Source organism: Paenibacillus zanthoxyli JH29, assembly GCF_000520715.1.
In the GTDB taxonomy this organism is placed as follows: domain Bacteria; phylum Bacillota; class Bacilli; order Paenibacillales; family Paenibacillaceae; genus Paenibacillus_AQ; species Paenibacillus_AQ zanthoxyli.
This window is the reverse complement of the sequence record NZ_ASSD01000362.1, coordinates 1-24,547: the sequence shown is the minus strand read 5'-3', so window position 1 is coordinate 24,547 and position 24,547 is coordinate 1. Positions and strand designations below refer to the sequence as shown.

The following is a 24,547-nucleotide window of genomic DNA, read 5'->3' as shown; positions in this document are numbered from 1 at the left end:
ATTATCTGGTTCTGCCCTTCAACTTATATACATAAGCGAGCACTTCGGCTACTGCCTGGAACAGATCGGCAGGGACCGAATCCCCGATTTCCGCCCTTTGGAAGAGCGCCCGTGCAAGCGGCTTGTTTTCCATTGTCATGACGCCATGTTCTTTGGCAATCGACCTAATTCGAAGAGCGACATAATCCTGGCCTTTGGCCACGATCTGCGGCGCCTCCATCTTAGATCCGTCATATTTCAGCGCTACCGCAAAGTGGGTCGGGTTGGTAATGATGACATCGGCATTGGGGACTTCTTGCATCATCCGCTGCATCGCCATCCGGCGCTGCCGCTCCCTGATTTTCCCTTTAATCAGCGGATCGCCTTCCGTTTTTTTGAATTCATCTTTGATTTCTTGTTTGGACATTCTTAGACTCTTTTCATGCTCGTATCGCTGGTACATATAATCGAGCACAGCCATAATAAGCAGAGCTGCCCCGATTTTGATTCCTAGATTCAGAGTCATCTTCGCAGAAAAGCGAAAAACATCTTCCGCATTCACATGCGCCAGGGACGAAAAATCGTCTTTTTGCCCCCACAATGTACTAAAAACCAGATACGCGATTACCAGCAGCTTAAAGATTGATTTCAGCATTTCAACTAGCGACCGCATGGAAAAAATATTCCTAAAGCCTTTAATCGGATTGATCTTACTGAACTTCGGGGTGATACCCTCTCCGGTAACCATAAAGCCCACCTGGGCCACACTGGAGATCAATGCCAGAATGAAGGTTATGCCCAGCATCGGTCCCAGCAGAATCAGAATCTGTACTCCGTATTCGTTCATCAGCCGCAGCACATTTTCTTTAGTGACCTCCATCATGAGACGGTTCATAAAGACGTCAGTATACAGCGCGGTAAACCGCTGCTTCATAAATCCGCCGAATATCATCAGACTCAGCACCCCGGACAACAGTACCAATGCGCCTGAAAGTTCAGCGCTTTTGGCAACTTGGCCTTTTCTCCGGGCTTCCTGCCGCTTCCTTGGAGTCGCCTTTTCCGTCTTTTCTCCGCCGAAGAGCTGGAGGTCGAGTTTATATCGATATGCCATGTCTGGGCCCTCCTACTGTCATCTTACGGACTGTTCCCCATTGTGCTCAGCAAATTGCGCATGGATTCGAACATGATATTGAACAGGCTTTGAAATAGCACGGCTAAAGCAGGCATCAGAATAAACAGCAGCACTAGGCCGACAATAATTTTCAGCGGCACGCCAATAACGAACACATTGTACGACGGCGCAGTTCTTGCCAAAAAAGCTAGCCCGACATCCGTCAGAAACAGCGCGGTCACCAGCGGAGCAGACATTTGAAAAGCAAGCATAAACGACTGAGCGAATGAACGGAGAAGAAAATCCCCCAGACTTCCGTCCATCATTTTAAGCAGGAGCTGATTGTCCAAAGGAACCCAGTTATAACTGTTCACTATAGCATCAAGCAAATAATGATGACCATTCATCCCTAAAAACAACAACAGGGCAATCATATATTTTAAGTTGCCAAGTATGGGCGAAGACGCCCCGGTCATCGGGTCGATCACGTTCGCTATTCCGAAGCCAATCTGGATGTCGATAAACGAGCCCGCAGTCTGAATGGTCATAAACATCAGATAGCCTATGAACCCGAGCAGCAGCCCGATCAGAGATTCTCTAATGATCAGCAGAATTATACCGAGATCTTCCGGAACAGTTACACCGCTTCCTTTGGCGCTGAACACGACAAGTGATAGAAAGAAGGAGATTCCAATTTTGAAAGTCCTCGGCACGCTTCGGGAAGAAAAGACAGGTACGACAACAAAAAAGGCCGTAATTCGACAAAAAATAAGCAAAAAGACTGGAAAGCTGCGCAAAATGGAATCTATCATATCATTCATCCGATATACATATGGAGATTACCCAAAATTTGGGTAGTAAAGTCAACAAGCTTTGTTATGATCCACGGGCCGAACAGAAGCAGTGCCAGCAGCACAGCGACAATTTTGGGGACAAAGGCCAGCGTCTGTTCCTGAATCTGAGTCGTCGCTTGAAAAATACTGATAATCAGCCCGACGACCAAGCCTAGAATCAGCATTGGCGCGCTAACCTCTAGCACGAGATATACGGCTTGACCCGCTAGACCGATAATAAACTCCGTATTGATACCCTTCGCCTCCTCTTCCCCGTCACGAGCCGTAGCTGAGCAGCAGTGATTTGACTACTAGATACCAACCGTCCACCAGCACAAACAGCATGATTTTAAAAGGCAGCGAGATCATTACGGGCGGCAGCATCATCATCCCCATCGCCATGAGTGTGCTGGCAACCACCATATCGATAATTAAAAAAGGAATAAAAATCATAAAGCCCATTTGAAATGCCGTTTTCAATTCACTCATCGCAAAGGAAGGCACGAGCACGGTCAACGGAATATCAGTGTAAGTCGCCGGCTTGTTATTGCCTGTATAGCCGTTATATTTCATAAACAGCAGCAAATCCTTCTCATGCGTATACTTGAACATGAATTGCTTCATCGGAACGGCAGCTTTGTTCATCGCTTCGGTCTGCGTGATTTGGCCTTTGATGTATGGCTGCAGCGCCGTCTGATTCACTGTCGACAAAGTTGGTGACATAATGAACAGCGTCAGAAAAAGAGCGAGTCCCACAAGCACCTGGTTCGGCGGCATTTGCTGTGTTCCGAGCGAAGTGCGGATAAATCCGAGCACAATGACAATCCGGGTAAAGCTGGTCATTAGAACCAAAAAAGCCGGAGCCACGCTTAGAACCGTAATGAGCAACAGGATGGAAATGGAACTGGTGCCGGATTGACCGCCATCTCCTCCTACCTGAATGTCTATGTTCGGAATAGGATCGGCGGCATAGATCGGACGCAGAACCAGAAAACTGACAATACCAATCAGCAGGAAGGCAACCCATATTTTTTTCTTCATATATCCTCCTGCCTGCCCTTTTGATCTTCGCCGCCAAGCCGTTCCTCCATCTTCTTCTCTCGGTCCGAAGCGGAGCGCAGCTTGGTCTGCAGCATTTCATAGAAAGAAGAAGTTTCGTTAAGATCGATTTCTTGAGACGGAACTTCCCCGCGCAGCCTGTCTCTCACCCTGTTAATCAGCGGAATAAAGAACTTGCCCCCAGGCACAGACTGCTCCTCGAATCCCGATATAATCAACGCTACTTCTTCGGGATCGGTGATTTTATCCAAAATCGTTACGTTCTCGCCAACCCCGATCAAATAAAGACTGCGCCCAATTTCTATCACCTGCATCGACTTGTTAGGGCCGAGTCCCACCGCACCTAAGGTGCGCATGGAACGGCCTTTCATCCAAGCTTGGTTGCGGCGTCCCAAAAACCGGATCAGCAAAATAATAATAACGATAATGACCGCGAGCACAAAGATAACATTGAGCAAATTCAGCAGGTTATTGCTTGTGCCGAGCGGCTCGGTGTTGAGCGGCATGAACAGATCCTACACGCCAAGCGTCTTACTGATGGCTTCGATAACGCGGTCCGCCTGGAATGGCTTAACGATAAAATCTTTGGCTCCAGCTTGGATTGCGTCGATAACCATAGCCTGCTGACCCATGGCGGAACACATAATGACTTTGGCGTTGGCATCCAATTTTTTAATTTCTTTCAGTGCCGCAATTCCGTCCATTTCAGGCATGGTAATATCCATGGTAATCAGGTCGGGACGCAGTTCCTTGAATTTTTCAATCGCCTGGGCACCGTCCTGGGCTTCACCCACCACTTCAAAACCGTTTTTCGATAAAATATCGCGAATCATCATTCTCATAAATGCAGCATCGTCCACGATCAAAATTCGGTTAGCCATCTTAAAATAAATCCTCCCTAAGTTATGCTTATTGTAATTTTTGAACCCGGTCCCATTGGCTTACGATATCCGTTACACGAACCCCAAAATTTTCATCGATTACCACTACTTCTCCCTTGGCAATCAGCTTGTTGTTCACTAAAATATCAACAGGCTCGCCTGCAAGCTTGTCCAGCTCAATGATCGATCCCTGCGACATCTCTAGAATGTCTTTAATTTGCTTCTGGGTCCTTCCTAATTCTACGGTCACTCTTAGGGGTATGTCCATCAATAAGTTCAAATTATTTTCGTCAACATTCCCAAATGTGTTACCGCTAAGATTGGCAAACTGGACCGGCTGTACGTTGACATTCCGGTTCGGCTGGGATGCTGAGGGCGGGGACTGCGGGTAAGGCATTCCCTGTTGTCCAGGCATCCCCTGAGGGGGCATACCATAAGGGGGCATTCCGTATGGCGGATAATAATATCCTCCTTCAGGCATTCCCGGATATGGCTGTTGTCCTGGCGGCATCTGCGGTGCCGCCGGCTGCTCAGGAGCCGACTGAGGCTGCTGAACAGCCATTGCGGGTTGGGACTGAGATGCTTCCGGTATAGGAGCCGGCGCTTCAACAGCGGCAGCAGGCTCTTCAGTCGACTCAGAGGCGTCTCCAACCAGCATCATCACCATATCCTTAGCAAAAGAAACGGGCAGAAGCTGCATGATAGTTGAGTCGATCAGTTCACCGATTTTGAGACGAAACGAAATGCGAGTCAGTGTCTCGTCTTCAGGCAGGTTACTCACTCCCTCGCCGCTAGACATGTTGAGAATATCAATATCTGGCGGCGATATGTTGACGAACCGGTTGAAGATAGTCGACATTGATGTGGCGGAAGAGCCCATCATTTGGTTCATGGCCTCCTGAACGGCACTGACATGTATCTCGTTCAATTCTTCGTCTCCGGGCTCACCATTACCGCCAAGCATCAGATCGGCAATAACCTGGGCGTCACGGACTTTGATCACGAGCGAGTTAATGCCCTGAAAACCATCCACATACTGTACGTGTACAGCAACATGAGGCTTAGGGAAGACTGCCTCAAACTCACTGCGCGTAATGATGGACACTTGCGGGGTAGTAATGTCTACCTTTTTGCCAAGCAATGTCGAAAGCGCTGTTGCGGCGCTGCCGAACGTAATATTACCGATCTCCCCCAAGGCATCCTGCTCAAACGGTGTCAGAAAATCATCCACTGTCTTCTCTGAAGATGCGCTTGCCACGCTTTCCTCTGATTGTCTTAAAAGTGCGTCGATTTCTTCCTGGGATAAATAATCTTTACTCGTCAAGTCCTTCAACTCCTTCGCTGACAATCTCATCAATTTGCACGGCTACCCGGTCTTTAAGCATTCCCGGACTTCCGACAAACTTCAGCTTGTCGCCCACTTTAATCGATAGTCCGGCATCAACAGTCCTGTTAAGTGAAATGACATCTCCTACATTAAGACCGAGGAACTCAGCTATCGAAATCCTGGATTCCCCCAGTTCGGCGACAATCGGCAGCTGAGCCTTGTTGACGCTGGCTCTAATCGCTTCCACTTCCTGCTCATCCCGAGCCTTTTTCTCAGATACGAACCATTGATGCACGGACAGCCTGGACATGATTGGCTCCAGCACAACGTGCGGGATACATAAATTAATCATGCCCGTCGTGTCCCCAATCTTGGTGCTGAGCGATATAAGCGCTATTGTTTCATTAGGGGATACGATCTGCATAAACTGCGGATTCGTTTCCAGCGCTTCCATTACCGGCTCAATATCCAGTACCGTCTTCCAGGCTTCCTGCAGGCTCTCAAAACATCTGCTGAATATACGCTCCATTATAGTTGTTTCAATTTCAGTCAGAGCTGAAATTTTGGAAGGGGCCGTCCCGATCCCTCCAAGCAGCCGATCAAGCATGGCGAAGGCAATATTCGGATGCACTTCCATAACCATTCTACCTTGCAAGGGCTCAGCTTCAAATATATTTAATATAGTCATCTTAGGTATGGAACGGATGAATTCATCATAAGGCAGCTGCTCCACCTGAACGACATTGATCTGTACAAAAGTTCGTAATTGCGCCGAGAAATAAGTCGTTAGATATCGGGCGAAGTTATCATGAATTCGGGTCAAGCTTCGGATATGATCCTTTGAGAAACGAACAGCCCGTTTAAAATCATAGGAGCGTATTTTACGCTGAGTTTCCTCTTTTTTTAGTTCGTCGGCGTCCATCTCACCGGATGATAGAGCGGCAAGCAGAGCATCAATCTCATTTTGTGAAAGTACATCAACCATTCAATCACCCCCCGTAAGTAACTTTGAAATACGACTAATTTATATAGCAGCCACAACAAATGCCGTAATTTCCACCTGGGTCAGCTTCCCTTCGGGTAACGTATCGTTGATCAGATTGACAAGCTTGCTGCACAGCTGATCCTTGCCGCTCGCTCCGCTCAATTCCTGCGGTTTCGAGTCGGCCAGTGTTTTAATAATGAGCGGCTTGATCTTTATTTCTTTAATTTTTTCGAAATCCTCCTTAGCTGCTTCAGAATTCAATTGGAAGGCGAAGTTTATAGAAACGACGTAATCGGGATCAGCAAGATTGGTTTTTATTTCTTTAATTTCCGAAGTCATGGCCGCGATATCGTCTGCGGTCAGACTCTTGGTCTCCACAGTGTTTACTGTGTCGTTAACAGCATTGCCGCTGCTGTCGGAAAACCATTTGTTCATTAATAAAAAAGCGGCTAGCACGATCAAAGTAATCGCCAATAATATCGTGATGAGCCAAGGCAGCATCTTTTTCATGAAAGCTCCTCCAGTGTTTGGACTTTAATGGTGGCTGAATACGCGCCGATTTCCTTATTATAATCACGGATCTTCGCAACAACTTCATCGGCCTTTTCAAGAACGATTAGCCTTTTTCCCGTTACAAGCGTGATGTAAGTGTCCGGGCTTTCTTCCACCATTTCCACCAGAAGGGCGTTCAGCCACATTGGCGATCCGTTTAAACGTGTTACCGAGATCATAAGAGGCCTCCTAACAATAAATTGGGAGAGGAGTGCCTCCCCCAGCTTGAAACCAATACCATGCACTAAAAAATAGAATGTAACTATTATTTTGTAAGCCTAGCATCCGGAGATTACTAAATCATAGAACTCCTAGATGACCTGAAATTAACGTTTCAGATTAACGACTTCCTGAAGCACTTCATCCGATGTTGTAATAATCCGGGAATTCGCTTGGAACCCGCGCTGAGCAACGATCATCTCCGTAAATTCATTCGTCAGATCGACATTGGACATTTCCAATTGTCCCGCCACAATTGCTCCGGTGCCTGCTTCCCCATTGTTGGCGGTTGTTGGCTCCAGAGCGCCTTCCGCGTTGGCATTCAAAGTCATGCGATACAGATTGCCCCCAATTTTCTCAAGGCCCTGTGGATTGCTGACTTTGGCGACGCCGATTTGAACGCCTGCTTGGGTTGTTCCGTCGGCCATTGTTTGTACAATGGTTCCGTCATTGGAAATCGAGAAGGCCGTAACGTCCTCTCCAATGACTATTGGCTCTCCGGCTGAATCAAGCACATGAAGGCCATCGGAAGTAACCAAATTACGGCTGGCATCGACGTGGAAATCACCGGCCCGGGTCAGAAAGGGAGTCTCTTGGTCGGCAGTCAACTTAACAAGGAAAAAACCATCTCCGTCGATACGAAGATCGGTCGGATTATTGGTTGTCTGGGCGCTGCCTGCCAGATGCATCGTGTCAATGGAACCAATGCTGACACCAAGACCAATTTGCTTGGCGTTGACACCACCCTGTCCGCCATCGTTGGGTGCGGTAACGCCGGAAATCGTCTGGCTCATGATATCTTTGAACATGACACGTCCCGATTTGAAACCGATCGTATTCACATTCGCGATGTTATTGCCGATTACATCCAGCTTGGTTTGGAAGCCGCGCATGCCTGAAACACCAGAGTACATAGATCTTAACATGATTATACCCTCCCGGAATTAGAGCTTGGGGGCTCATAAAATTTGATTAATGATTATAGGTAGGACCGCGTCAGTCGGTCGGCGGCCCTCCGGCTTTCCGTTAGGACCAGCCGGGTCAAGAGATGATTACTGCACTATCTATTTGGGTGAATACATTGTCCTTCATGGAATTTCCATCCATTGCCGTCACCACGGTACGATTCGCAACACTGACAATCAGCGCCAAATCTTTCATCAGAATGAGCGATTCCTTGCCGCCTTTGGCCGCTGCTTGTTCTACGGCCGAAGAGATCTGGTCAAGCTGCTTAGTTCCAAGCTGAATCCCTCGCTGCTCCAGCCGCTTCGCGGCATGATTGCTGAATTTCAGCATATTCCGCTGAAGTACGTTTTCGAAAGAGGTGCTTCCAGAAGAAGATCCGTTGTTATTAACGGTGTTTGAACGCTGCAGCATGCCCGGGTGCCGGACACCGGTGAACATCTGTCCGACAGTCATTTTATCGTTCATAACGCCGTCCCGCCTCCGCTGCCAGCTTCGTCCGCAGCCAAGGTGCTGTCACTATTTTTAATCTGCGTGATGTCCTTGAGCGCAATCTTCTCCTTACCCACAAGGGCGTACTGCACTCCGTCGCTAACGACAATGGAATCCACCGTTCCCGATTTCTGCGTTGAAGTGGAGCTGTCAAGCCAGCTGACATTTTTCCCAATTAGACCTGAAACCGAGCCAAGCGACTGATTGAGCGCCGTTAATTGACCCGAGATGTTCATAAGCTGCTCAACAGACGTAAATTGAGCCATTTGAGCAATAAATTCCTTGTCTTGTAAAGGCTGCATCGGGTCCTGATTCTGCAGCTGCGTAACCAATATTTTAAGAAATTGGTCTTTCCCGAGCGTTTGGTTCCCCTTACTGCTGCCCGAGACGTTACCTGCCGAATAGTTCGGCCAGACATTATTTGTGGATATCATACTATCCGAGGTTGCCATAATCTTTCACCCCACTTTCCATCACCCCTAAGCCTCGGCTGAGAACTGGCCTGTCAGGCTTCGGGCACTTTGTTTATCGCTATTTAGCCATTCTTTCCATTCTCCATCGAGTTCGGCGGTAAGAATAGCATCATCTGAAGCTTCCTCCCGCTCTTTGGAGCGTCTCTCTGAACCATGGCCGCCAGCTCCCGAATGGCGTCCCTCTTGAAAAAGCTGCGACTGCTGGGAAGCATTGTTCTGTGAAACTTCCAGTTTTTCTACCTGCAATCCTTGGGATTGAAGCGCAGCGCGCAGTTGGGACATCTGATTCTCCAGCATATCTTTGGCTCCAGCATGTTCAGTCGTGAAATGCGCGACCAAATGACCGTTCTGCATCGTGATCTTGACATCTACTTGTCCCAGATTTTCCGGAAACAGAGATATTGTCGCTTCGGCAATTCCGCCCTTATTGACAATCTCCAGCTTGCCTGTAATAAAACCTGTCATTTCCTGCGCAAATCTATGAACCGGAACTTGCGGAGTTTCTGTCTTCAGAGGAGCCGTAATTCCGTCTCTAAGCATGAGCTGGCCTGCGGTAATGACTTTGCTATCTCCTGTGGAGGAATCCTGGTCAGCAACTATTTCGGATAGTACATCTGCATATGCCTTGGAATGCTCCTTACCTTCTGCGGATGTCGAAGTCACTTTAAAGTTCATCAAATCGCCTGCAGCCGCTTTGACATCACCAGGGTTCGTGGGAGCTTTTCCGGAAACGTCCGACTTATTCGCAATCATGTCTCCGGTTTTAGAAAGACCGGTTCCTTCGGAATTAATGCCGACGTTCTCCTTTTGGCGTTCTTGAAGCTTTCCAGCGACGGCAGCTTGAGGGGCAGATGACTGTACAGAAGTTTCATTGGAAGTCGATCCATCTCCAGTATACGGTTCAAGAATTGCCGCAAAGCTGTTCAGCAGTGTCAGCGCTTTGCCTGCTGCCGCTTCATCGCCGCTTTCTGCAGCTTGCTGAAATCTGGCCGCGAGGTTATTCAGTTCATCCTGAACAGCAAACCTTGCGGTAGCAGGGTTCTGCGCAAGTGCCGTAAGCGCGTTCTCAGCTTGACCTTCCTTTGCATCAGCACCCGACAAAAGAGCGGAGACCTGAATCAGCCAGCCCTGGAGCGCCGCCAGCAGTTCGGGATTCAATTCGATCTGTTCATCCAGTTTCGTAAGCTCGGGAAGAAGCTGGCCCAGCAGCTCTTGGCCGGTCGCGGTCGACGTTTCTCCATCCTTATCTGTTGCACCGGAAACTGTAGTCTTCAGAAGATTCTGTAAAGTTACTGCTGCCGTATCGCCTTTTGAAGCTGCTGTCATACCAGAAGCCGCGCCTGCCATCGATTGCAGCAGAGTCTGGGAGAACATCCCGTTTCCCGCAGTGCCGGTAACTCCTTCTATTCCGGAAGATCCGGTAGAAGCGGCCGCTTTGGCATTAAGACCTTTGCCTGAAGAAATCATTTGAAATACAAGACTCATCATTTTCCACCTCCTTTCAAGTGTAATTCTTATTTCCCGCCCATCAGGCGGTTTACGATTTTGGCAGTTACTCCATTCGTATCATTCTTGGTCATCTCGGATAATATGGAAGACCGCACACTGTCGTTCACGGTACTTAGAATCGTAATCACCTTATCCGGACTGATACCGTACATATCGCTGAGCAGCTTTGCGGCTTCGGTGGCGGGCATCGAGGAGAAGGTCTGGCTCAGCTTTCCCTTGTCAAGATTAGAACCGCTGCCGGTCTGGCTCGTTGCCGCCGCTGCTTGATTTAGTCTGGATTGAAGGGCTGCAATAGCCATATCGGAAGAATTGGCCGATTCCTTTAGCTTTATGGACACATCTGCGGCTACTTTCGGGTCCATTTTTTCCAAAATGGCTGTTTTACTGTCATTATTCATTCCGCTGAGCAGTTGAACTACTTCTTCGGTCGTCATATTTTGCATGATTGACGCCGCTTTGGATGCTTTCATTCCCGCATAAAGCTTGGTCATAGCGGCTATCTCTTTCTCGTGTGCATCCTGTGCTGCTGCCTGTTCCTGACTGCTGGCTGTCTGCTGCATGTCGTTAACCTGCGTCTGAAGCGCCTGTACCTGCTTGTCCTGTGCTGATTTTTGCTCATTCAGCTGTGTCACTGTCTTTTCCTGTTCGGACAGCTTGGCCTTTAGCTCCTTAATGGTTGCTTCAGAGCTCGCCTCTTGCTTCTCCTGTTGCTGGCTATCGGCAGTATCCTCTTTCGGATCAGGCACCCATTTATTCACGAGCGGAATTTTGTGCGCTATCTGCAATACGTCGTTTCTATAATCAACATTGAAAAGCGTCAGCAGAACCCCAATTAATACCAGTGTGAAAATAATCGGAATCATCAGAAACAGAAACCGCTCAAACTTACCAGCCGACTCTTCGTTTTCTAGCTCGATATCGTTCGTTGCCACTGGTGAATAACCTCCAGACGTCAGAGGGGCTTCATCGCGAAGCGGACGGTAGCCATCTCATCCAGTTCGTTTTGTTCCCGCAAATTCATATTTTGTTTAAAAATACCCAGCGCTTTTTCCCTTGCTTTCAGCCAAATTTTCTCATCCAAAGCCTTTGAGTTAAGATTATCCTGTTTTCTTGAAACTTCTTGATGCGCTTGGCTGATCTCGCCTTGTTTGCGGGTGATGCAGCTATCTAAATAGTCCACGTAATCCTGCATTTCCCGGATCATCGCCATCGGTGTTCTACTCTCTGCCGCTGCCTGAAGCGAGAGTAAAATTTCATTTCGCTGTTCCATAAGTTCAACCAGACTTTTCTCCTGTGCCTGGAGTTCCCCGAGCGCGTTTGAGAGCAACCATTCCGCCTGCGTTTTTTCATTGCCCTTCAAATCGACGACTTTCTGGAAACTATAGTGAAATCTCATTAATCAAATCAACTCCTCGAGAACTGGTTAATTAAGATTTGTTGAACTTCGGCCAGCGTTGTCTTCTCGTCAACCTTCTGTTTTGTAAAATCCCAAATACTATCAATATAGTGCAGCGATTCATCAATCTGGGCATTGGAACCTCTCTGGTAAGCGCCAATATTAATTAAATCTTCGGATTCCTTGTAAACCGACATCAACCGCTTCACATTCTCAGCCGCTTCAATCTGATCCTCGGGCGCGATATCCTTCATCACCCGGCTGATGCTTGCAAGCACGTCGATCGCCGGAAAATGCCCTTTATTTGCAATGCTCCGATTAAGCACAATATGCCCGTCCAATATCCCGCGAACGGCATCGGCAATCGGTTCATTCATATCGTCTCCATCGACCAGCACGGTATAAAAAGCGGTAATCGATCCGGTTGGCCCCGTTCCTGCGCGTTCAAGCAGTTTCGGCAGACTGGCAAATACTGATGGTGTATAGCCTCGCATCGCTGGCGGCTCTCCAACCGCAAGACCTACTTCGCGTTGTGCCATTGCATACCGTGTGACCGAATCCATCATCAGCATGACATTGAGTCCGCGATCACGAAAATACTCGGCGATCGTCGTAGCAATCAGCGCCCCTTTAATCCTAATCAGCGCCGGTTGGTCCGAGGTAGCTACAATTACAACCGAGCGCTCCAGTCCCTCAGAACCGAGGTCACGTTCAATGAAATCGAGAACCTCTCTCCCGCGCTCTCCAATCAGTGCGATCACATTAACATCTGCGGAAGTTCCCCGGGCGATCATACCCATCAGCGTACTTTTACCTACCCCCGAGCCTGCAAAAATACCGACCCGCTGCCCTTTGCCAATCGTTAGTAGTCCGTCGATCGCCCGCACTCCGATGCTGATCGGTTCCTGTACTCTGGGCCTGTTAAGCGGATTAGTTGGAATATTAAAAGTTGAACTGTACGGCATGCGAGCCGGTATAAGCGAACCATCAAGCGGCTGTCCAAGGCCGTCGAGTACCTTGCCGAGCAGTTCCGAACCCACCTGCACGTTGAGCGGTTTACCCGTGCCTACCACATCACAACCGGGTCCGATCGCCTGCAGCTCGCCAAGCGGCATGAGCAGCACTTTGTTATCGCGAAAGCCGACGACCTCCGCCTTGAGCGGTCTGCTGCCCTTGGCAGGATAGATGTAGCAAACGTCACCTATGCTGGCATCAGGACCTTCCGATTCAACCATCAGCCCGATAACCTGGGTTACCTTGCCGTTAATTCTGACGGGATCGATACTGCGCAGCTGTTCTTTGTATTTCTGGGTGTCAAGCATTACCTTCCCCATTTCTCTGCCCGTCATTATCCAACGCCACCCTAATCAGTTCCTTTTTGATCTCCTCAAGCTGGGTGTCGATCCTTGCGTCCACACTTCCAAGTGAAGATCGGATTACGCATCCATGGTCCTTCACCGTCGAGTCAGGCAAAATCTGAAGTTCCGCCTGCGAATCAATGGCTAATGTAAGCTCCTCTCGTGCCGCATTAACAAAAGAGAACTGTTTAGGATTTACGCACAGAGAGATGGTACCCTGCTCCCTCTTACGGGCCAGGTTTCTCTTGATGAGATCAATTGTAAACGCCGGTTCCACCGTCAACTGCTTCTCCACGATTTTCTCGGCGATGTCGCAGCTCAGCTCAACGAGAAAAGGCTCGGCTTCCTGAATGATCACATCACGCGCTTTATAGGCTTCTAATAAAACGGCTTGAGCCTCTTCCATTACCTTCACGAGCTTTGCCTTCATTTCTTCCTCAGCCTGCAGCAGACCCTCATTATATCCCTGACTATAAGCTTCTGCTTTGACCGCTTCAGTTAGGTGTTCATCCTGCTCCCTGCGGCTATGCCACCATTCTTCGGCTTCACTATGCGCTCTCTCGATGATTTGTTCAGCCTCAAGTGAGGCATTCCGCACCTGTTCTTCGGCAAACTCCTTTGCGTCGCGCAGCATTTGTTTGCATGTCTGCTCGGCTGCCTCGCGAGCGGGATCGTCATGTTGCGGTTCGCTACTTTCCCCTGATTGGATTTCTTCTTCGGCTAGACCGGCATGCTGCCGGGCCAGCTCCAATCTCTTGAGTGCTTCAACAGGAACATATTGGGAGTGTTTGATCAACCTAGACAATAATGTCATCTCCTCCACCGCGGGCTATGATGATTTCACCTGACTCTTCCAGCCTTCGAATGGTACTCACAATACGGGTTTGAGCTTCCTCTACATCACGAAGCCGCACCGGACCCATGTATTCCATTTCTTCCCGGAATGTTTCCGCCATGCGTTTGGACATATTTCGGAAAATGACATCGCGGACCTCTTCGCTTGCAACCTTAAGCGCAAGCTGCAAATCCGCATTCTCGATATCGCGGATAATTCGCTGGATGGAACGGTTGTCCACATTGACGATATCCTCGAATACGAACATCCGCTTCTTGATTTCTTCCGCCAGTTCAGGGTCCTGAATTTCAAGCGAGTCCAGAATCGTTCGCTCTGTCCCCCGGTCGACGCCATTGAGTATCTGTACGATCGACTCGATGCCGCCTGCATTCGTATAATCCTGAGTAACGGTTGCGGACAGCTTTTGCTCCAGAACTTTCTCAATCTGGGAGATGACCTCCGGTGAGGTGCTGTCCATAACAGCAACTCTTCTAGCAACCTCAGCCTGCTTCTCTTGCGGCAAAGAAGAAAGAATTGCAGCCGCCTGTTCAAAATGAAGGTACGAAAGCACAAGGGCGATAGTCTGCACATTTTCATTTTGAATAAAGTTCAAAATTTGATTAGGGTCCGCCTTCCGGGCAAAATCGAATGGTCTGACCTGAAGCGTCGCCGTAAGACGGTTGATAACTTCCAGCGCCTTTTGTTGCCCGAGCGCCTTCTCTAAGATTTCCTTGGCATAGTTGATGCCGCCTTGCGAAATATATTCCTGGGCCAGACAGATTTGATGAAACTCCGACAAGATTAATTCTTTCTCGCCGCTGTCAACCTTGCGGACGTTAGCGATCTCCAGCGTAAGCTGCTCAATCTCCTCGTCTCTTAAATGCTTGAAAATTTGCGCCGAAACTTCAGGCCCTAATGTGATGAGCAGGATTGCGGCCTTCTGACGGCCGCTAAGCCCCTGCTGTGCCGCCTTTGCCATTCGTTCACCTCTGTTCGTCTGCTAGCCAGGTGCGCAGCAGGTTTACGAACTCTTCCGGCTTTTTCTTAGCCAGACTTTCCAGCTGCTTACGCACTTGACTCTCGTTCGTTACGCTGTCCAGGTTAATGGACGGGAATTCGGTCGGCATCTGAAGCGGAATCTCTTCCTCTTCTTCTTCCGCATTATTACGGCGGCGTCGATAGATGATATATCCCACGCCCGCTCCAACCAGCAGTGCCGCCGCAGCGATCGCCCATATCATCCAGGTTGCTAAGCCGCCAGATGCTTGGGCTGCTGCTTGTGTGCCGAAAGTTTGAGAGTAGACCGAAACTTTTTTATCCAAATCAGCGTCAGTATATACAACCCCTGAATCGGCGAGTGAGGCTCTAACTATGTTGACCAGAATATTCCGAATGGCATCCGAAGTGGGCTGATCTAAAGTTGTTTGTCCATCGGGTGGTTCAACCGCAACATTAATGGTTAAATCTTTTACAGTGTATGGACTTGCGATAATATCTCTCGTAATTCGGTTTACTTCAAAGTTTTTGGTCTCGGACGACTCCTCAGATGAAGTGTTTCCGGAATTCGTGCTACTCGGATATCCTTGTACATCACCCGCCCCGGTTCCCGCTACTCCACCGTCCGCACTACCTTGTCCAGAGTACGTATTACTAATTATTTGGGAACTGATTACGATCCCTTGCATGTTTTCAGGGTCTACAGGCTCAACCCGGTTTTCCTTTCGGGTCTCTTTGTCGAAGTTCAGCTTGGAAAAGACAAGCACATCAACTTTATCGGGCCCTGTTAGCGTGCTGAGAAACGCCTTGACATTCTTTTTCACATCATCTTCGAATTTTCTCTGAAGGGCGAAGTTTTCTTCAACCTGGCTTGAAACACCGGCTTGCCCTCCCTTTGCCGTCGGCATAAGCTCGGTTTCATTATTCGTAATTGTAATATTGTTAATAGGCAAATTCGGAACGGCCGTCTTAACCAGATTGAAATAGCCATCGATGTTGTCCTGAGTGGGTCTAAAGCCCGGTTTAAAGCTCAGTACCACGGATGCCGAAGCCTTCTCCTGATCATCCTGGGTAGCAAACACGGTCTCCTTTGGCAGATTGACAAGAACCTTGGCGTCCTTAACTCCCTGCATCCTGCGAAGAAGCTGCTCAACTTCCCCGTTAAGAGCGTTATTGTACTTTACATTAAACTCGTTATCTGTCGTTCCGATCATGGATGAGCTTTGGTCAAAAATCTTATAACCAATTGAGCCATCCTGAACGATCCCTTGCGATCCGATATCGACTTTGGCGCGGGCTGCATCCGCACTCGGAACGGAAATGCTCTGACCGTCTGGACTTAACCTATAACTGATTCCCGCAGATTCCAGATAGTTTATTACTCCGGCGGCGTCCGTACTGTCCAAATCCTGAAAAGCAACCTCATACTCGGTCTTGGTAAGCTGCATCGTCACTGCGACGATGATGATTATAATGATCAACAGCGTAGAAAAGAAAAGTATTTTCTGCCTTACGCTGAATCTATTCCAATACTGGGCAAGCTTATCCCTGTACTGGGCGAATCTTTCATTCACAGTGTCACCCCATCCGAAACTATGCTAGGATTGTTTAGATCTTATTAGATCTGAGTTCTCATAATTTCCTGGTAAGCTTCAATAGCTCTATTTCGGACTTGGGCGGTCAGCTGTAAGCTCAGCAGAGCCTGCTGTGAAGAGATCATCGCTTCATCCACATTTACTTCCCCCAGGACAAACTTGTTATTCATATCTTTGGCTGTTTGCTCCTGAGCAGCAACTTGATTCAGAGCATCCTCAAGATAAGATCCGAAGCTTTTAGTAGTGTCCGAAAGACCGGCCGCTGATTGCGTCTCTGTCTTCTTCATTGCAAGAGGCTGGATGCTCTGTGTGCCGATTGTCAAATTCTGTATCAAGGTTTCTCCTCCTAGAAATCAAACACTAAAGTGTACCGATCCCTACAGCCACTTTAGAAGATTTGTACTAATATTTACTTTCCGATTTCAAGTGCTTTGGAAACCATCGCTTTGCTAGCATTGAGCATGGTAACATTCGCTTCATAGGAACGGGACGCGGATATCATATCCACCATCTCTTTCGTTACGTCCACATTGGGCATGTATACATACCCTTTCTCATCTGCGTCAGGATGAGTCGGATTATATACCGGTTTGAGCGGCGACGAATCCTCTGTAATGGACTTGACACTCACGCCTTCCGTTCCGCCATTCATCTTAGAATGCAAAATATTGGAAAAACTATCGTTCTGTTTCGACTCCAGTACCACCAGCTTGCGACGGTAAGGCACCGCTCTGCCGTCGACCACCGAAGCTCTTGTCGTTTCCGCATTGGCTATATTGGACGAAATCACGTCCATTCTGAGCCGCTGTGCGGTCAAGGCAGAGGCGCTGATTCCAAAACTGCTGCCGAAATTCATACCTCATTATCTCCCTTCAGTTGCCGTTCGCATCATTGAAATTTGACTGTTCAAAAGTTGAACGTAAGAACTGTACCGGAGCTGGTTCTCGGCACTTAACGCCATTTCTCGGTCAATGTCAACATTATTGCCGTTATTGTTCATAGACGTCCTCTTGTCAGTTTGGATGACCGGCGAGGGAACATTACCTGTCATCCCGAATTGAATATGGCGGGAATCCGTCACTTTGGCTCTAAGTGAAGATTGAAGTCCTCTTTCCTGCTCCCGCAGAAAGCTCTCAAAAGAGACATCGGAGCGCTTGAAATTGGGTGTATCGACATTCGCCACGTTATTAGCCAGTGTGTTTTGTCGAATGTTGGCAGCATCAATGCCCTGTTGTAACCGTCGGAAACTTAAAGTATTAAGCAATCCCATAATTATCCCCCTTCCAAAGCTATCATAGTGAAAAGAATTCCACAACTCTTTCTGAATATCCTTCCTATTCGACAAAATTTGATTAAAAAATGTTCAATCCCTAACAATTAACCTAGAAAATGCTCGACATTATGAGACATTATTGAGGTTTTTTTTGCATATATTGATTCTCGTAGAATTTGTATAATATTACAATGAGAAAATAGCCCTATCTTTTAAAATAAGATAGGGCTTGAATCATTTTTTAACCATTTTATTACATTTAACGTCCGTAATATCCTTAGTAGATCCATATATTACATTAAAATTACATATTATGGGCTTTAATTATTTTTTACCTGATACTTCTTTCCTAGAAATCTTCCATTGATGGGCAGTTACAAAATATACTGGCTTAAGTCCCGGTCCTGGGCGATACTTGCGAGCTTCTCACGGACGTATTCGGGTGTAATTACCATTTTTTCAAGCGTAAGTTCGGGAGCCTCGAACGAGAGGTCCTCCAAAAGCTTTTCCAAAATGGTGTGAAGACGCCGAGCTCCGATATTCTCCATATTTTGATTGACTGTCGCCGCAATTTTCGCAATCTCGTAAATGGCTTCGCTCTGAAACTCCACTTCGATATTTTCCGTAGCGAGTAAATTGGAATATTGCTTTGTCAGCGCATTTTTCGGCTCGGTGAGTATGGATACGAAATCCTCAAGGGAAAGGCTGCTGAGTTCAACGCGAATGGGAAAGCGGCCCTGGAGTTCAGGAATCAGGTCGGACGGTTTGGCGACGTGAAAAGCTCCCGCTGCCACGAACAGGACATAATCAGTCTTTACAGGGCCGTATTTCGTCATCACGGTTGATCCCTCAACAATCGGTAAAATATCCCTCTGCACGCCCTCGCGGGAAACATCGGGACCTCCCCCTTTGCCCTGGCTGGCCACCTTGTCAATCTCATCGATGAAAATAATGCCCGATTGCTCCGCGCGCGCTACGGATTCCTGGATAACGTCATCCATATCAATCAGCTTGTTCGCTTCATCCTGAATGAGCACTTTACGCGCCTCGCGGACAGGCAGCCTGCGCTTCTTGGTCCGTTTCGGCAGCAGACTTCCGAACATCTCCTGCATATTCATCCCCATCTGGTCATTGCCCTGACCGGCGAACATATCCAGCATGGTAGGAGCAGTGTCTTCGACATCGATCTCAATAATATCGTCTTCGAGCTGTCCGGCAAGCAGCTTAAACCGGATTCCCCGGCGGCTCTCATTCAAGGTAGCATCGCCTTCCGAATCATCGGCCTTTGCTTCCTCCTGGCCGCCATTCCCGCCAAACAGCATCTCAAACGGGTTGCGCTGGGTTTTATTCTTAGAGGCGGAAGGGGCGAGAATACGCACAATGCGTTCATTGGCCAGTTCTTCCGCACGGTCCTTTACCTTTTCGGTGCGCTCAAGCTTGACCATTCGGATCGCGGTCTCCACGAGATCGCGAACCATGGACTCCACATCGCGTCCCACATAGCCGACTTCAGTAAATTTCGTGGCTTCCACTTTGACGAACGGAGCATTCACCAGCTTGGCAAGACGTCTGGCAATCTCGGTCTTGCCTACGCCCGTAGGCCCGATCATCAAGATATTCTTCGGTACGATTTCGTCACGCAGTTCTTCAGACAGCTGGCTGCGCCGATAGCGGTTGCGCAAAGCGACAGCCATCGATTTCTTGGCCTGCTTCTGGCCGACAATATACTTATCCAGCTCGGCTACGATTTGCCGGGGCGTAAGCGATTGATTCGCCATCTTAATTCCTCCACCTCTCTTGCGGGCTATTCAAACCTGCAATTGTTCAACGATAATATTCGAATTCGTATAAACGCAAATTTCGGAGGCGATTTTAAGCGCTTCCTTAGCGATCTCCGCTGCGCTGAGATCCTTCGCATGCCGCTTCAAAGCCCGGGCGGAAGCCAGGGCAAAGTTGCCGCCGGAGCCAATCGCCAGCACATCGTCGTCCGGCTCGATGATTTCGCCTCCGCCGGAAATTAGCAGCATTCCATTCTTGTCCATTACGATCATCAGCGCCTCAAGCTTGCGCAGCACACGGTCCTGACGCCAATCCTTGGCTAGTTCTACTGCGGCGCGCTGCAAATTACCGTGATGCTCTTCCAGCTTGCCTTCAAATTTCTCAAAGAGGGTGATTGCATCGGCAACCGATCCTGCGAATCCGGCGACAACCTGCCCTCTATACAGCCTCCGCACTTTTTTGGCGGTCGTCTTCATTATGACATTTTCCCCAAAGGTAACCTGCCCGTCGCCTGCGATTGCCGCTTCACCATTATGCCGTACGGCGCAAATGGTCGTTGCGTGAAAGCTGGGAATCATGCTCTTGCCTCCTTCGATTATGCTCTTGAAAATGCTTCAGGTTCTATGCAGGGGCTCCGTACCGACATGATGTGGCAATCCGATACGTTCCGCGAACCCGGCAAGACTATCCAGTGCGCGATGCGCAAGAAGCTCATTCTTCTCCTTTTTGTTGCGGATCTTCCGTTCAGGTTTCGGCAGAAGACCAAAATTGGCGTTCATCGGCTGAAAATGCTTGGAATCAGCAGTTGTAATATAGGCCGGCATGCTTCCAAGGACGGTATCCTCCGGGAATACAAGCAGTTCCTCACCAAGAGCAAATCTAGCGGCATTAATGCCGGCTATCATACCCGAGGCCGCAGATTCAACATAGCCTTCCACACCTGTCATCTGTCCAGCAAAAAACAGCCGATCTTTTTCTTTCATCTGATAGGTCGGATGAAGCAGCTTCGGCGAATTAATGAACGTATTGCGGTGCATAACACCGTAGCGGACATATTCCGCATTCTCAAGACCCGGGATCAGCGAAAAGACCCGCTTCTGCTCGCCCCATTTCAGATGGGTTTGAAACCCTACGAGGTTATAAAGCGTTCCGGCAGCATTATCCTGCCGCAGCTGAACAACGGCAAAGGGCAGCTTCCCCGTATGGGGATTGACGAGCCCCACCGGCTTCATCGGCCCGAACAGCGCCGTCTGCTTGCCGCGTTTCATCATAATCTCAATCGGCATGCAGCCTTCAAAGTAAATTTCCTTCTCAAAATCCTTGAGCGCCGCCGTTTCTGCGGAAATAAGCGCGTCGTAAAATACGTTAAATTCCTCTTCCGTCATCGGGCAGTTGAGATAAGCCGCTTCACCTTTATCGTAGCGGGAAGCCAAATAGACCTTGCTCATATCGATCGAGTCCTTCTCAACGATCGGAGCCGCCGCGTCGTAGAAGTAAAAATACTCCTCGCCCAGCAGCGCCTTGATCTCGGAAGACAATGCCGGTGAGGTCAGCGGTCCGCTCGCGATTACGACGATCCCTTCCTCCGGTATATGCGTCAATTCCTCGTTTACAACCTCGACAAACGGGTGCTCGTGCAGCGCCGCCGTTATTTCGCCCGAAAATCCGTCCCGGTCGACGGCCAGAGCGCCACCCGCCGGTACGGCATGCTTGTCGGCAGAGCCCAGCACCAGAGAGCCAAGCCGCCGCATCTCCTCTTTCAGTACGCCAACCGCGTTGCCAAGCCCGTTGGCGCGAAGAGAGTTGCTGCATACAAGCTCCGCGAATTTATCCGTATGATGAGCCGGTGTCTTTACGACAGGCCGCATTTCATATAATTTAACCGGCACTCCCCGCGACGCGATCTGCCAGGCCGCTTCACTTCCGGCAAGCCCTGCACCGATGACCGTAACCGGAGCGGGGCGGCCCGCTGTTTGCTTAGGTGTTTCCGTCAACTTTACACAACCTCCATAAGTCTTTCTTGCTGAATTTATAATTGTGGAACTGGTTTATTCCGCCGTTTCCTCTTCGCTGTCTTCCAGATCCTCGGTATGGTCGCATGATGTACACTGCAGCCGGGTTCCTTGTTTGTTCCGTTTCTCAACCATCCACGATCCGCATTCCGGGCACGGTTTGGAAGACGGTTTATCCCAGGAAACAAAGTCGCACTCAGGATACCGGTCGCAGCCATAGAAGACGCGTCCCTTCTTACTGCGCCGCTCCACAACCTTTCCTTCGTGGCATTTGGGGCAGCCGACCCCGATATCCTTGATAATCGGCTTTGTATTCCGGCAGTCCGGGAAGCCCGAACAGGCTAAAAATTTGCCGAAGCGCCCCAGCTTGTAAACGAGCGGCTTACCGCATTTCTCGCAAATTTCGTCGGAAACCTCATCCACGATCTCGATCTCTTTCATTTCCTCTTCGGCCACTTCAAGACGCTTCTCGAAGGAATTGTAAAATTCGGCAAGCACTTTTACCCAATCCTCCGCGCCTTCTTCCACATGGTCAAGATCGCCTTCCATATGAGCCGTAAATTCCACGTCAAGGATTTCCGGGAAGAACTGCTCCATTTGTTCGATAACCAGTTCCCCCAGCTCGGTAGGCATGAACTTTTTTTCTTCTATGGCGACATAGCCGCGCTTCTGAATCGTTTCGAGCGTCGGCGCATAGGTGCTTGGGCGTCCGATTCCCAGCTCCTCCAGCGTCTTAACGAGACGCGCTTCCGTATAACGCGGGGGCGGCTGCGTAAAATGCTGCTTCGGCTCGACTGCCTGCGAAATCAGCTTATCTCCGGCCTGCAGCTGAGGCAGGTATTTCTCCTCTTCCGTTGTGCCGTCATCGTTGCCTTCCACATACACCTTCATAAAGCCGGGAAAGGACACTTTTGAACCGACGGCACGAAACACAACTTCGCCAACCTTAATATCGACTGACAACGTATCCAGCCGGGCAGAAGCCATCTGACTGGATACAAAGCGTTCCCATATCAGCTTGTAAAGGCGGAACTGGTCGCGGCTGGTGAATTCCTTCACAGCGTCCGGATCGCGCAGCGCCGAGGTTGGGCGGATCGCTTCATGCGCGTCCTGTGCTCCGGCCGCCTTCTTGGAGTATTGACGCGGCGATTCCGGCAGAAAATCCTCCCCATATTTAGTGGAGATCAGCTCTTTTGCTTCTTCCTGCGCCGTCGCGGAAATCCGCGTGGAGTCTGTACGCATGTATGTGATCAGACCGACTGTGCCTTCTTTTCCGAGCTCTACACCTTCATACAGCTGCTGGGCGACAGACATCGTCTTGGCGGCCCGGAATCCGAGCTTGCGAGCGGCTTCCTGCTGGAGGGAACTTGTTGTGAATGGAGCCGACGGATGGCGCTGTCTTTCCTTTTCCTTCACTTCACTGACGATGAAATCGGCGCCTTCAATCGCCTTCATTACTTCCTTTACGTCGCTCTCCCGCGCCAGTTCCTTTTTCTCGCCATTTAATTTATAAAATCTGGCATCGAATACGGAATCACGGATACCAAGCTTGGCGGTAATCGTCCAATATTCCTCCGGCACGAATGCCGAAATCTCATTCTCCCGGTCCATAATGATTTTGACGGCTACCGACTGTACACGTCCGGCGGACAGCCCCTTTTTGACTTTCTTCCATAATAAAGGGCTGATCTTATAACCAACGAGCCGGTCAAGGATGCGCCGCGCCTGCTGCGCGTTCACCAGATCCATATTTATTTTGCGCGGAGTCTTGAAAGCATCCTTCACAGCCTGCTTCGTAATTTCGTTGAACACAACGCGGCAGTCCTGCGTATTGTCAAGTTCCAGCGCATGCGCCAGATGCCAGGCAATCGCCTCTCCTTCACGATCCGGGTCAGCCGCCAGATAGACTTTCTTCACTTTTTTGCTTGCGTCTTTCAGCTCTTTGAGTACCGAGCCTTTGCCGCGAATTGTAATATATTTGGGATTAAAGTCATTCTCGACCTCTACGCCAATCTGGCTTTTGGGCAAGTCGCGAACATGTCCCATTGATGCCTTTACGATATATTTGCTGCCCAAATATTTGCCGATGGTCTTCGCCTTTGCAGGCGACTCGACAATGACCAAAGAATCAGCCACACAATCGTCCTCCTATAAGTTTGTCAGCATAAACTTCATGGAATTTCTTCGCAGTTCTCTACGGAAGAATACGCCACAACCTCAAACTTCTCTATTATATAACCTTATATACTGCGCCTGGTAAGGATGTTACCGCTTTTTTTATGATTAAAGATAACAGAACGGAATGCAAATGTCCAAAATCCAGACCGCTTTTTTCCAACAGCTCATCCAGAGAACATGGTCCCTGATGCAGTATATGGTATAGGCGGGACTCGTCACTTGTCAAATTGTTTTCACTGCATAGCATCCCAAACCCATCGTTCCCGGCCTCCGGGTCCGCTGTAAAATCCGAGGGTTCCGGCAGCAGAGAGACGTATTCCGCCAAGATGTCGGCTGCGCCGGACACAAGCGCCGCTCCCTGTTTGATCAGCTCAAGGGCCCCCCTGCTTTTGGGGGAAGTGATCGGTCCGGGAACGGCAAATACATCCCTTCCCGCTTCAAGGGCGGCATCCGCTGTGATCAGAGAACCGCTGCGGCTGTCGGCTTCCACGACGACGGTTCCGAGAGTAAGCCCGGCAATAATCCGGTTGCGCTGCGGAAACAGGCCGGGGTGGCTTTTGGTCCCTATCGGATATTCGGTGACCACCAGACCTTCGCGTGAAATCCGCTCCACCAATTCGCGATTCTCCGGAGGGTATATTTTGTCCATCCCGGTAGCCATGACGGCCACGGTTCCCCCTCGCTGCCCCAGTGCGGCTTCATGACAGATACTGTCGATTCCGCGGGCCAACCCGCTGACAAC

At 49.3% G+C, this 24,547-nt stretch carries 28 protein-coding genes; all 28 read right to left on the bottom strand.

Going from position 1 to position 24,547, the window contains the following annotated elements; translation table 11 throughout:
* Position 1 precedes the first annotated feature (1 nt).
* Positions 2-1,090 carry a flagellar biosynthesis protein FlhB gene (flhB, locus tag L691_RS0113320; RefSeq protein WP_025691007.1) on the bottom strand — a complete coding sequence of 363 codons (1,089 nt, stop codon included), beginning with the start codon at positions 1,088-1,090 and terminating at the stop codon, positions 2-4.
* 23 nt (positions 1,091-1,113) lie between these two features.
* Positions 1,114-1,902, bottom strand: a complete 789-nt coding sequence (gene fliR / locus L691_RS0113315; RefSeq protein ID WP_036736950.1) for a flagellar biosynthetic protein FliR — start codon at positions 1,900-1,902, stop codon at positions 1,114-1,116.
* Between the two features lie 5 nt (positions 1,903-1,907).
* Positions 1,908-2,177: a flagellar biosynthesis protein FliQ gene (gene fliQ / locus L691_RS0113310; RefSeq protein WP_025691005.1), complete on the bottom strand. Its 270-nt coding sequence runs from the start codon at positions 2,175-2,177 to the stop codon at positions 1,908-1,910.
* 22 nt (positions 2,178-2,199) lie between these two features.
* Positions 2,200-2,964 (bottom strand): flagellar type III secretion system pore protein FliP, encoded by a 765-nt coding sequence (fliP, locus tag L691_RS0113305; RefSeq protein ID WP_025691004.1) that lies wholly within the window; start codon positions 2,962-2,964, stop codon positions 2,200-2,202.
* Positions 2,961-3,488, bottom strand: coding sequence for a flagellar biosynthetic protein FliO (locus tag L691_RS0113300; protein WP_025691003.1), 528 nt, complete (start codon positions 3,486-3,488; stop codon positions 2,961-2,963). The genes fliP and L691_RS0113300 overlap by 4 nt, the downstream gene beginning before the upstream one ends.
* Positions 3,489-3,497: 9 nt before the next feature.
* On the bottom strand, positions 3,498-3,863 hold the full coding sequence (locus tag L691_RS0113295) for a response regulator (RefSeq protein ID WP_025691002.1): 366 nt from the start codon (positions 3,861-3,863) through the stop codon (positions 3,498-3,500).
* 28 nt (positions 3,864-3,891) lie between these two features.
* Complete coding sequence (fliY, locus tag L691_RS0113290) at positions 3,892-5,187, bottom strand: flagellar motor switch phosphatase FliY (protein WP_025691001.1); 1,296 nt, start codon at positions 5,185-5,187, stop codon at positions 3,892-3,894.
* Positions 5,177-6,175 (bottom strand): flagellar motor switch protein FliM, encoded by a 999-nt coding sequence (gene fliM, locus L691_RS0113285; RefSeq protein ID WP_025691000.1) that lies wholly within the window; start codon positions 6,173-6,175, stop codon positions 5,177-5,179. The genes fliY and fliM overlap by 11 nt, the downstream gene beginning before the upstream one ends.
* A 39-nt stretch (positions 6,176-6,214) precedes the next feature.
* Positions 6,215-6,685: a flagellar basal body-associated FliL family protein gene (locus tag L691_RS0113280; RefSeq protein WP_025690999.1), complete on the bottom strand. Its 471-nt coding sequence runs from the start codon at positions 6,683-6,685 to the stop codon at positions 6,215-6,217.
* Entirely contained in the window at positions 6,682-6,906 is a 225-nt protein-coding gene (locus L691_RS0113275) for a flagellar FlbD family protein (RefSeq protein WP_025690998.1), read from the bottom strand. The genes L691_RS0113280 and L691_RS0113275 overlap by 4 nt, the downstream gene beginning before the upstream one ends.
* Before the next feature lie 147 nt (positions 6,907-7,053).
* Entirely contained in the window at positions 7,054-7,872 is an 819-nt protein-coding gene (flgG, locus tag L691_RS0113270; protein WP_025690997.1) for a flagellar basal body rod protein FlgG, read from the bottom strand.
* Between the two features lie 115 nt (positions 7,873-7,987).
* On the bottom strand, positions 7,988-8,377 hold the full coding sequence (locus L691_RS0113265; RefSeq protein WP_025690996.1) for a TIGR02530 family flagellar biosynthesis protein: 390 nt from the start codon (positions 8,375-8,377) through the stop codon (positions 7,988-7,990).
* Positions 8,374-8,853, bottom strand: a complete 480-nt coding sequence (locus L691_RS0113260; protein WP_025690995.1) for a flagellar hook capping FlgD N-terminal domain-containing protein — start codon at positions 8,851-8,853, stop codon at positions 8,374-8,376. The genes L691_RS0113265 and L691_RS0113260 overlap by 4 nt, the downstream gene beginning before the upstream one ends.
* 27 nt (positions 8,854-8,880) lie before the next feature.
* The gene (locus L691_RS0113255; protein ID WP_084654129.1) at positions 8,881-10,362 is read right to left on the bottom strand and encodes a flagellar hook-length control protein FliK; all 1,482 of its coding nucleotides are present in this window, start codon (positions 10,360-10,362) and stop codon (positions 8,881-8,883) included.
* Between the two features lie 26 nt (positions 10,363-10,388).
* The gene (locus tag L691_RS0113250) at positions 10,389-11,315 is read right to left on the bottom strand and encodes a magnesium transporter MgtE N-terminal domain-containing protein (protein WP_025690993.1); all 927 of its coding nucleotides are present in this window, start codon (positions 11,313-11,315) and stop codon (positions 10,389-10,391) included.
* 20 nt (positions 11,316-11,335) lie between these two features.
* Positions 11,336-11,779: a flagellar export protein FliJ gene (gene fliJ, locus L691_RS0113245; RefSeq protein ID WP_025690992.1), complete on the bottom strand. Its 444-nt coding sequence runs from the start codon at positions 11,777-11,779 to the stop codon at positions 11,336-11,338.
* A gap of 8 nt (positions 11,780-11,787) precedes the next feature.
* Entirely contained in the window at positions 11,788-13,101 is a 1,314-nt protein-coding gene (gene fliI, locus L691_RS0113240) for a flagellar protein export ATPase FliI (protein ID WP_025690991.1), read from the bottom strand.
* Positions 13,094-13,942 carry a FliH/SctL family protein gene (locus L691_RS0113235; RefSeq protein ID WP_025690990.1) on the bottom strand — a complete coding sequence of 283 codons (849 nt, stop codon included), beginning with the start codon at positions 13,940-13,942 and terminating at the stop codon, positions 13,094-13,096. Before L691_RS0113235 ends, fliI begins: the two co-directional genes overlap by 8 nt.
* Positions 13,935-14,951, bottom strand: coding sequence for a flagellar motor switch protein FliG (fliG, locus tag L691_RS0113230; protein ID WP_025690989.1), 1,017 nt, complete (start codon positions 14,949-14,951; stop codon positions 13,935-13,937). The genes L691_RS0113235 and fliG overlap by 8 nt, the downstream gene beginning before the upstream one ends.
* A 4-nt stretch (positions 14,952-14,955) precedes the next feature.
* A complete protein-coding gene (gene fliF, locus L691_RS0113225) occupies positions 14,956-16,542 on the bottom strand; it encodes a flagellar basal-body MS-ring/collar protein FliF (RefSeq protein WP_025690988.1) in 1,587 nt (528 codons plus the stop codon).
* A 44-nt stretch (positions 16,543-16,586) separates the two neighbouring features.
* The gene (gene fliE, locus L691_RS0113220) at positions 16,587-16,898 is read right to left on the bottom strand and encodes a flagellar hook-basal body complex protein FliE (RefSeq protein ID WP_025690987.1); all 312 of its coding nucleotides are present in this window, start codon (positions 16,896-16,898) and stop codon (positions 16,587-16,589) included.
* A 74-nt stretch (positions 16,899-16,972) separates the two neighbouring features.
* Positions 16,973-17,419 carry a flagellar basal body rod protein FlgC gene (gene flgC, locus L691_RS0113215; RefSeq protein ID WP_025690986.1) on the bottom strand — a complete coding sequence of 149 codons (447 nt, stop codon included), beginning with the start codon at positions 17,417-17,419 and terminating at the stop codon, positions 16,973-16,975.
* 6 nt (positions 17,420-17,425) lie between these two features.
* Complete coding sequence (gene flgB / locus L691_RS0113210; protein WP_025690985.1) at positions 17,426-17,833, bottom strand: flagellar basal body rod protein FlgB; 408 nt, start codon at positions 17,831-17,833, stop codon at positions 17,426-17,428.
* A gap of 377 nt (positions 17,834-18,210) precedes the next feature.
* Positions 18,211-19,614 carry an ATP-dependent protease ATPase subunit HslU gene (hslU, locus tag L691_RS0113205; RefSeq protein ID WP_025690984.1) on the bottom strand — a complete coding sequence of 468 codons (1,404 nt, stop codon included), beginning with the start codon at positions 19,612-19,614 and terminating at the stop codon, positions 18,211-18,213.
* Positions 19,615-19,644: 30 nt separating this feature from the next.
* Positions 19,645-20,193 carry an ATP-dependent protease subunit HslV gene (hslV, locus tag L691_RS0113200; protein ID WP_025690983.1) on the bottom strand — a complete coding sequence of 183 codons (549 nt, stop codon included), beginning with the start codon at positions 20,191-20,193 and terminating at the stop codon, positions 19,645-19,647.
* A 36-nt stretch (positions 20,194-20,229) separates the two neighbouring features.
* On the bottom strand, positions 20,230-21,609 hold the full coding sequence (gene trmFO, locus L691_RS0113195) for an FADH(2)-oxidizing methylenetetrahydrofolate--tRNA-(uracil(54)-C(5))-methyltransferase TrmFO (protein WP_025690982.1): 1,380 nt from the start codon (positions 21,607-21,609) through the stop codon (positions 20,230-20,232).
* Positions 21,610-21,663: 54 nt separating this feature from the next.
* A complete protein-coding gene (gene topA, locus L691_RS0113190) occupies positions 21,664-23,763 on the bottom strand; it encodes a type I DNA topoisomerase (RefSeq protein WP_025690981.1) in 2,100 nt (699 codons plus the stop codon).
* Positions 23,764-23,857: 94 nt separating this feature from the next.
* On the bottom strand, positions 23,858-24,547 hold a 690-nt coding region (locus L691_RS0113185), incomplete at its 5' end, for a DNA-processing protein DprA (RefSeq protein WP_025690980.1).

Excerpts from the sequence above, each read along its gene's own strand:
- fliI (WP_025690991.1), bottom strand. The coding sequence starts at position 13,101 with ATGCTTGACACCCAGAAATACAAAGAACAGCTGCGCAGTATCGATCCC.
- fliJ (WP_025690992.1), bottom strand. The coding sequence starts at position 11,779 with ATGAGATTTCACTATAGTTTCCAGAAAGTCGTCGATTTGAAGGGCAAT.
- hslU (WP_025690984.1), bottom strand. The coding sequence starts at position 19,614 with ATGGCGAATCAATCGCTTACGCCCCGGCAAATCGTAGCCGAGCTGGAT.
- flgC (WP_025690986.1), bottom strand. The coding sequence starts at position 17,419 with ATGAATTTCGGCAGCAGTTTTGGAATCAGCGCCTCTGCCTTGACCGCA.
- fliM (WP_025691000.1), bottom strand. The coding sequence starts at position 6,175 with ATGGTTGATGTACTTTCACAAAATGAGATTGATGCTCTGCTTGCCGCT.
- L691_RS0113275 (WP_025690998.1), bottom strand. The coding sequence starts at position 6,906 with ATGATCTCGGTAACACGTTTAAACGGATCGCCAATGTGGCTGAACGCC.
- flgB (WP_025690985.1), bottom strand. The coding sequence starts at position 17,833 with ATGGGATTGCTTAATACTTTAAGTTTCCGACGGTTACAACAGGGCATT.
- flgG (WP_025690997.1), bottom strand. The coding sequence starts at position 7,872 with ATGTTAAGATCTATGTACTCTGGTGTTTCAGGCATGCGCGGCTTCCAA.
- L691_RS0113265 (WP_025690996.1), bottom strand. The coding sequence starts at position 8,377 with ATGAACGATAAAATGACTGTCGGACAGATGTTCACCGGTGTCCGGCAC.
- fliP (WP_025691004.1), bottom strand. The coding sequence starts at position 2,964 with ATGAAGAAAAAAATATGGGTTGCCTTCCTGCTGATTGGTATTGTCAGT.
- L691_RS0113300 (WP_025691003.1), bottom strand. The coding sequence starts at position 3,488 with ATGCCGCTCAACACCGAGCCGCTCGGCACAAGCAATAACCTGCTGAAT.
- hslV (WP_025690983.1), bottom strand. The coding sequence starts at position 20,193 with ATGATTCCCAGCTTTCACGCAACGACCATTTGCGCCGTACGGCATAAT.
- flhB (WP_025691007.1), bottom strand. The coding sequence starts at position 1,090 with ATGGCATATCGATATAAACTCGACCTCCAGCTCTTCGGCGGAGAAAAG.
- fliR (WP_036736950.1), bottom strand. The coding sequence starts at position 1,902 with ATGATAGATTCCATTTTGCGCAGCTTTCCAGTCTTTTTGCTTATTTTT.
- L691_RS0113255 (WP_084654129.1), bottom strand. The coding sequence starts at position 10,362 with ATGATGAGTCTTGTATTTCAAATGATTTCTTCAGGCAAAGGTCTTAAT.
- L691_RS0113280 (WP_025690999.1), bottom strand. The coding sequence starts at position 6,685 with ATGAAAAAGATGCTGCCTTGGCTCATCACGATATTATTGGCGATTACT.
- fliG (WP_025690989.1), bottom strand. The coding sequence starts at position 14,951 with ATGGCAAAGGCGGCACAGCAGGGGCTTAGCGGCCGTCAGAAGGCCGCA.
- L691_RS0113295 (WP_025691002.1), bottom strand. The coding sequence starts at position 3,863 with ATGGCTAACCGAATTTTGATCGTGGACGATGCTGCATTTATGAGAATG.
- L691_RS0113260 (WP_025690995.1), bottom strand. The coding sequence starts at position 8,853 with ATGGCAACCTCGGATAGTATGATATCCACAAATAATGTCTGGCCGAAC.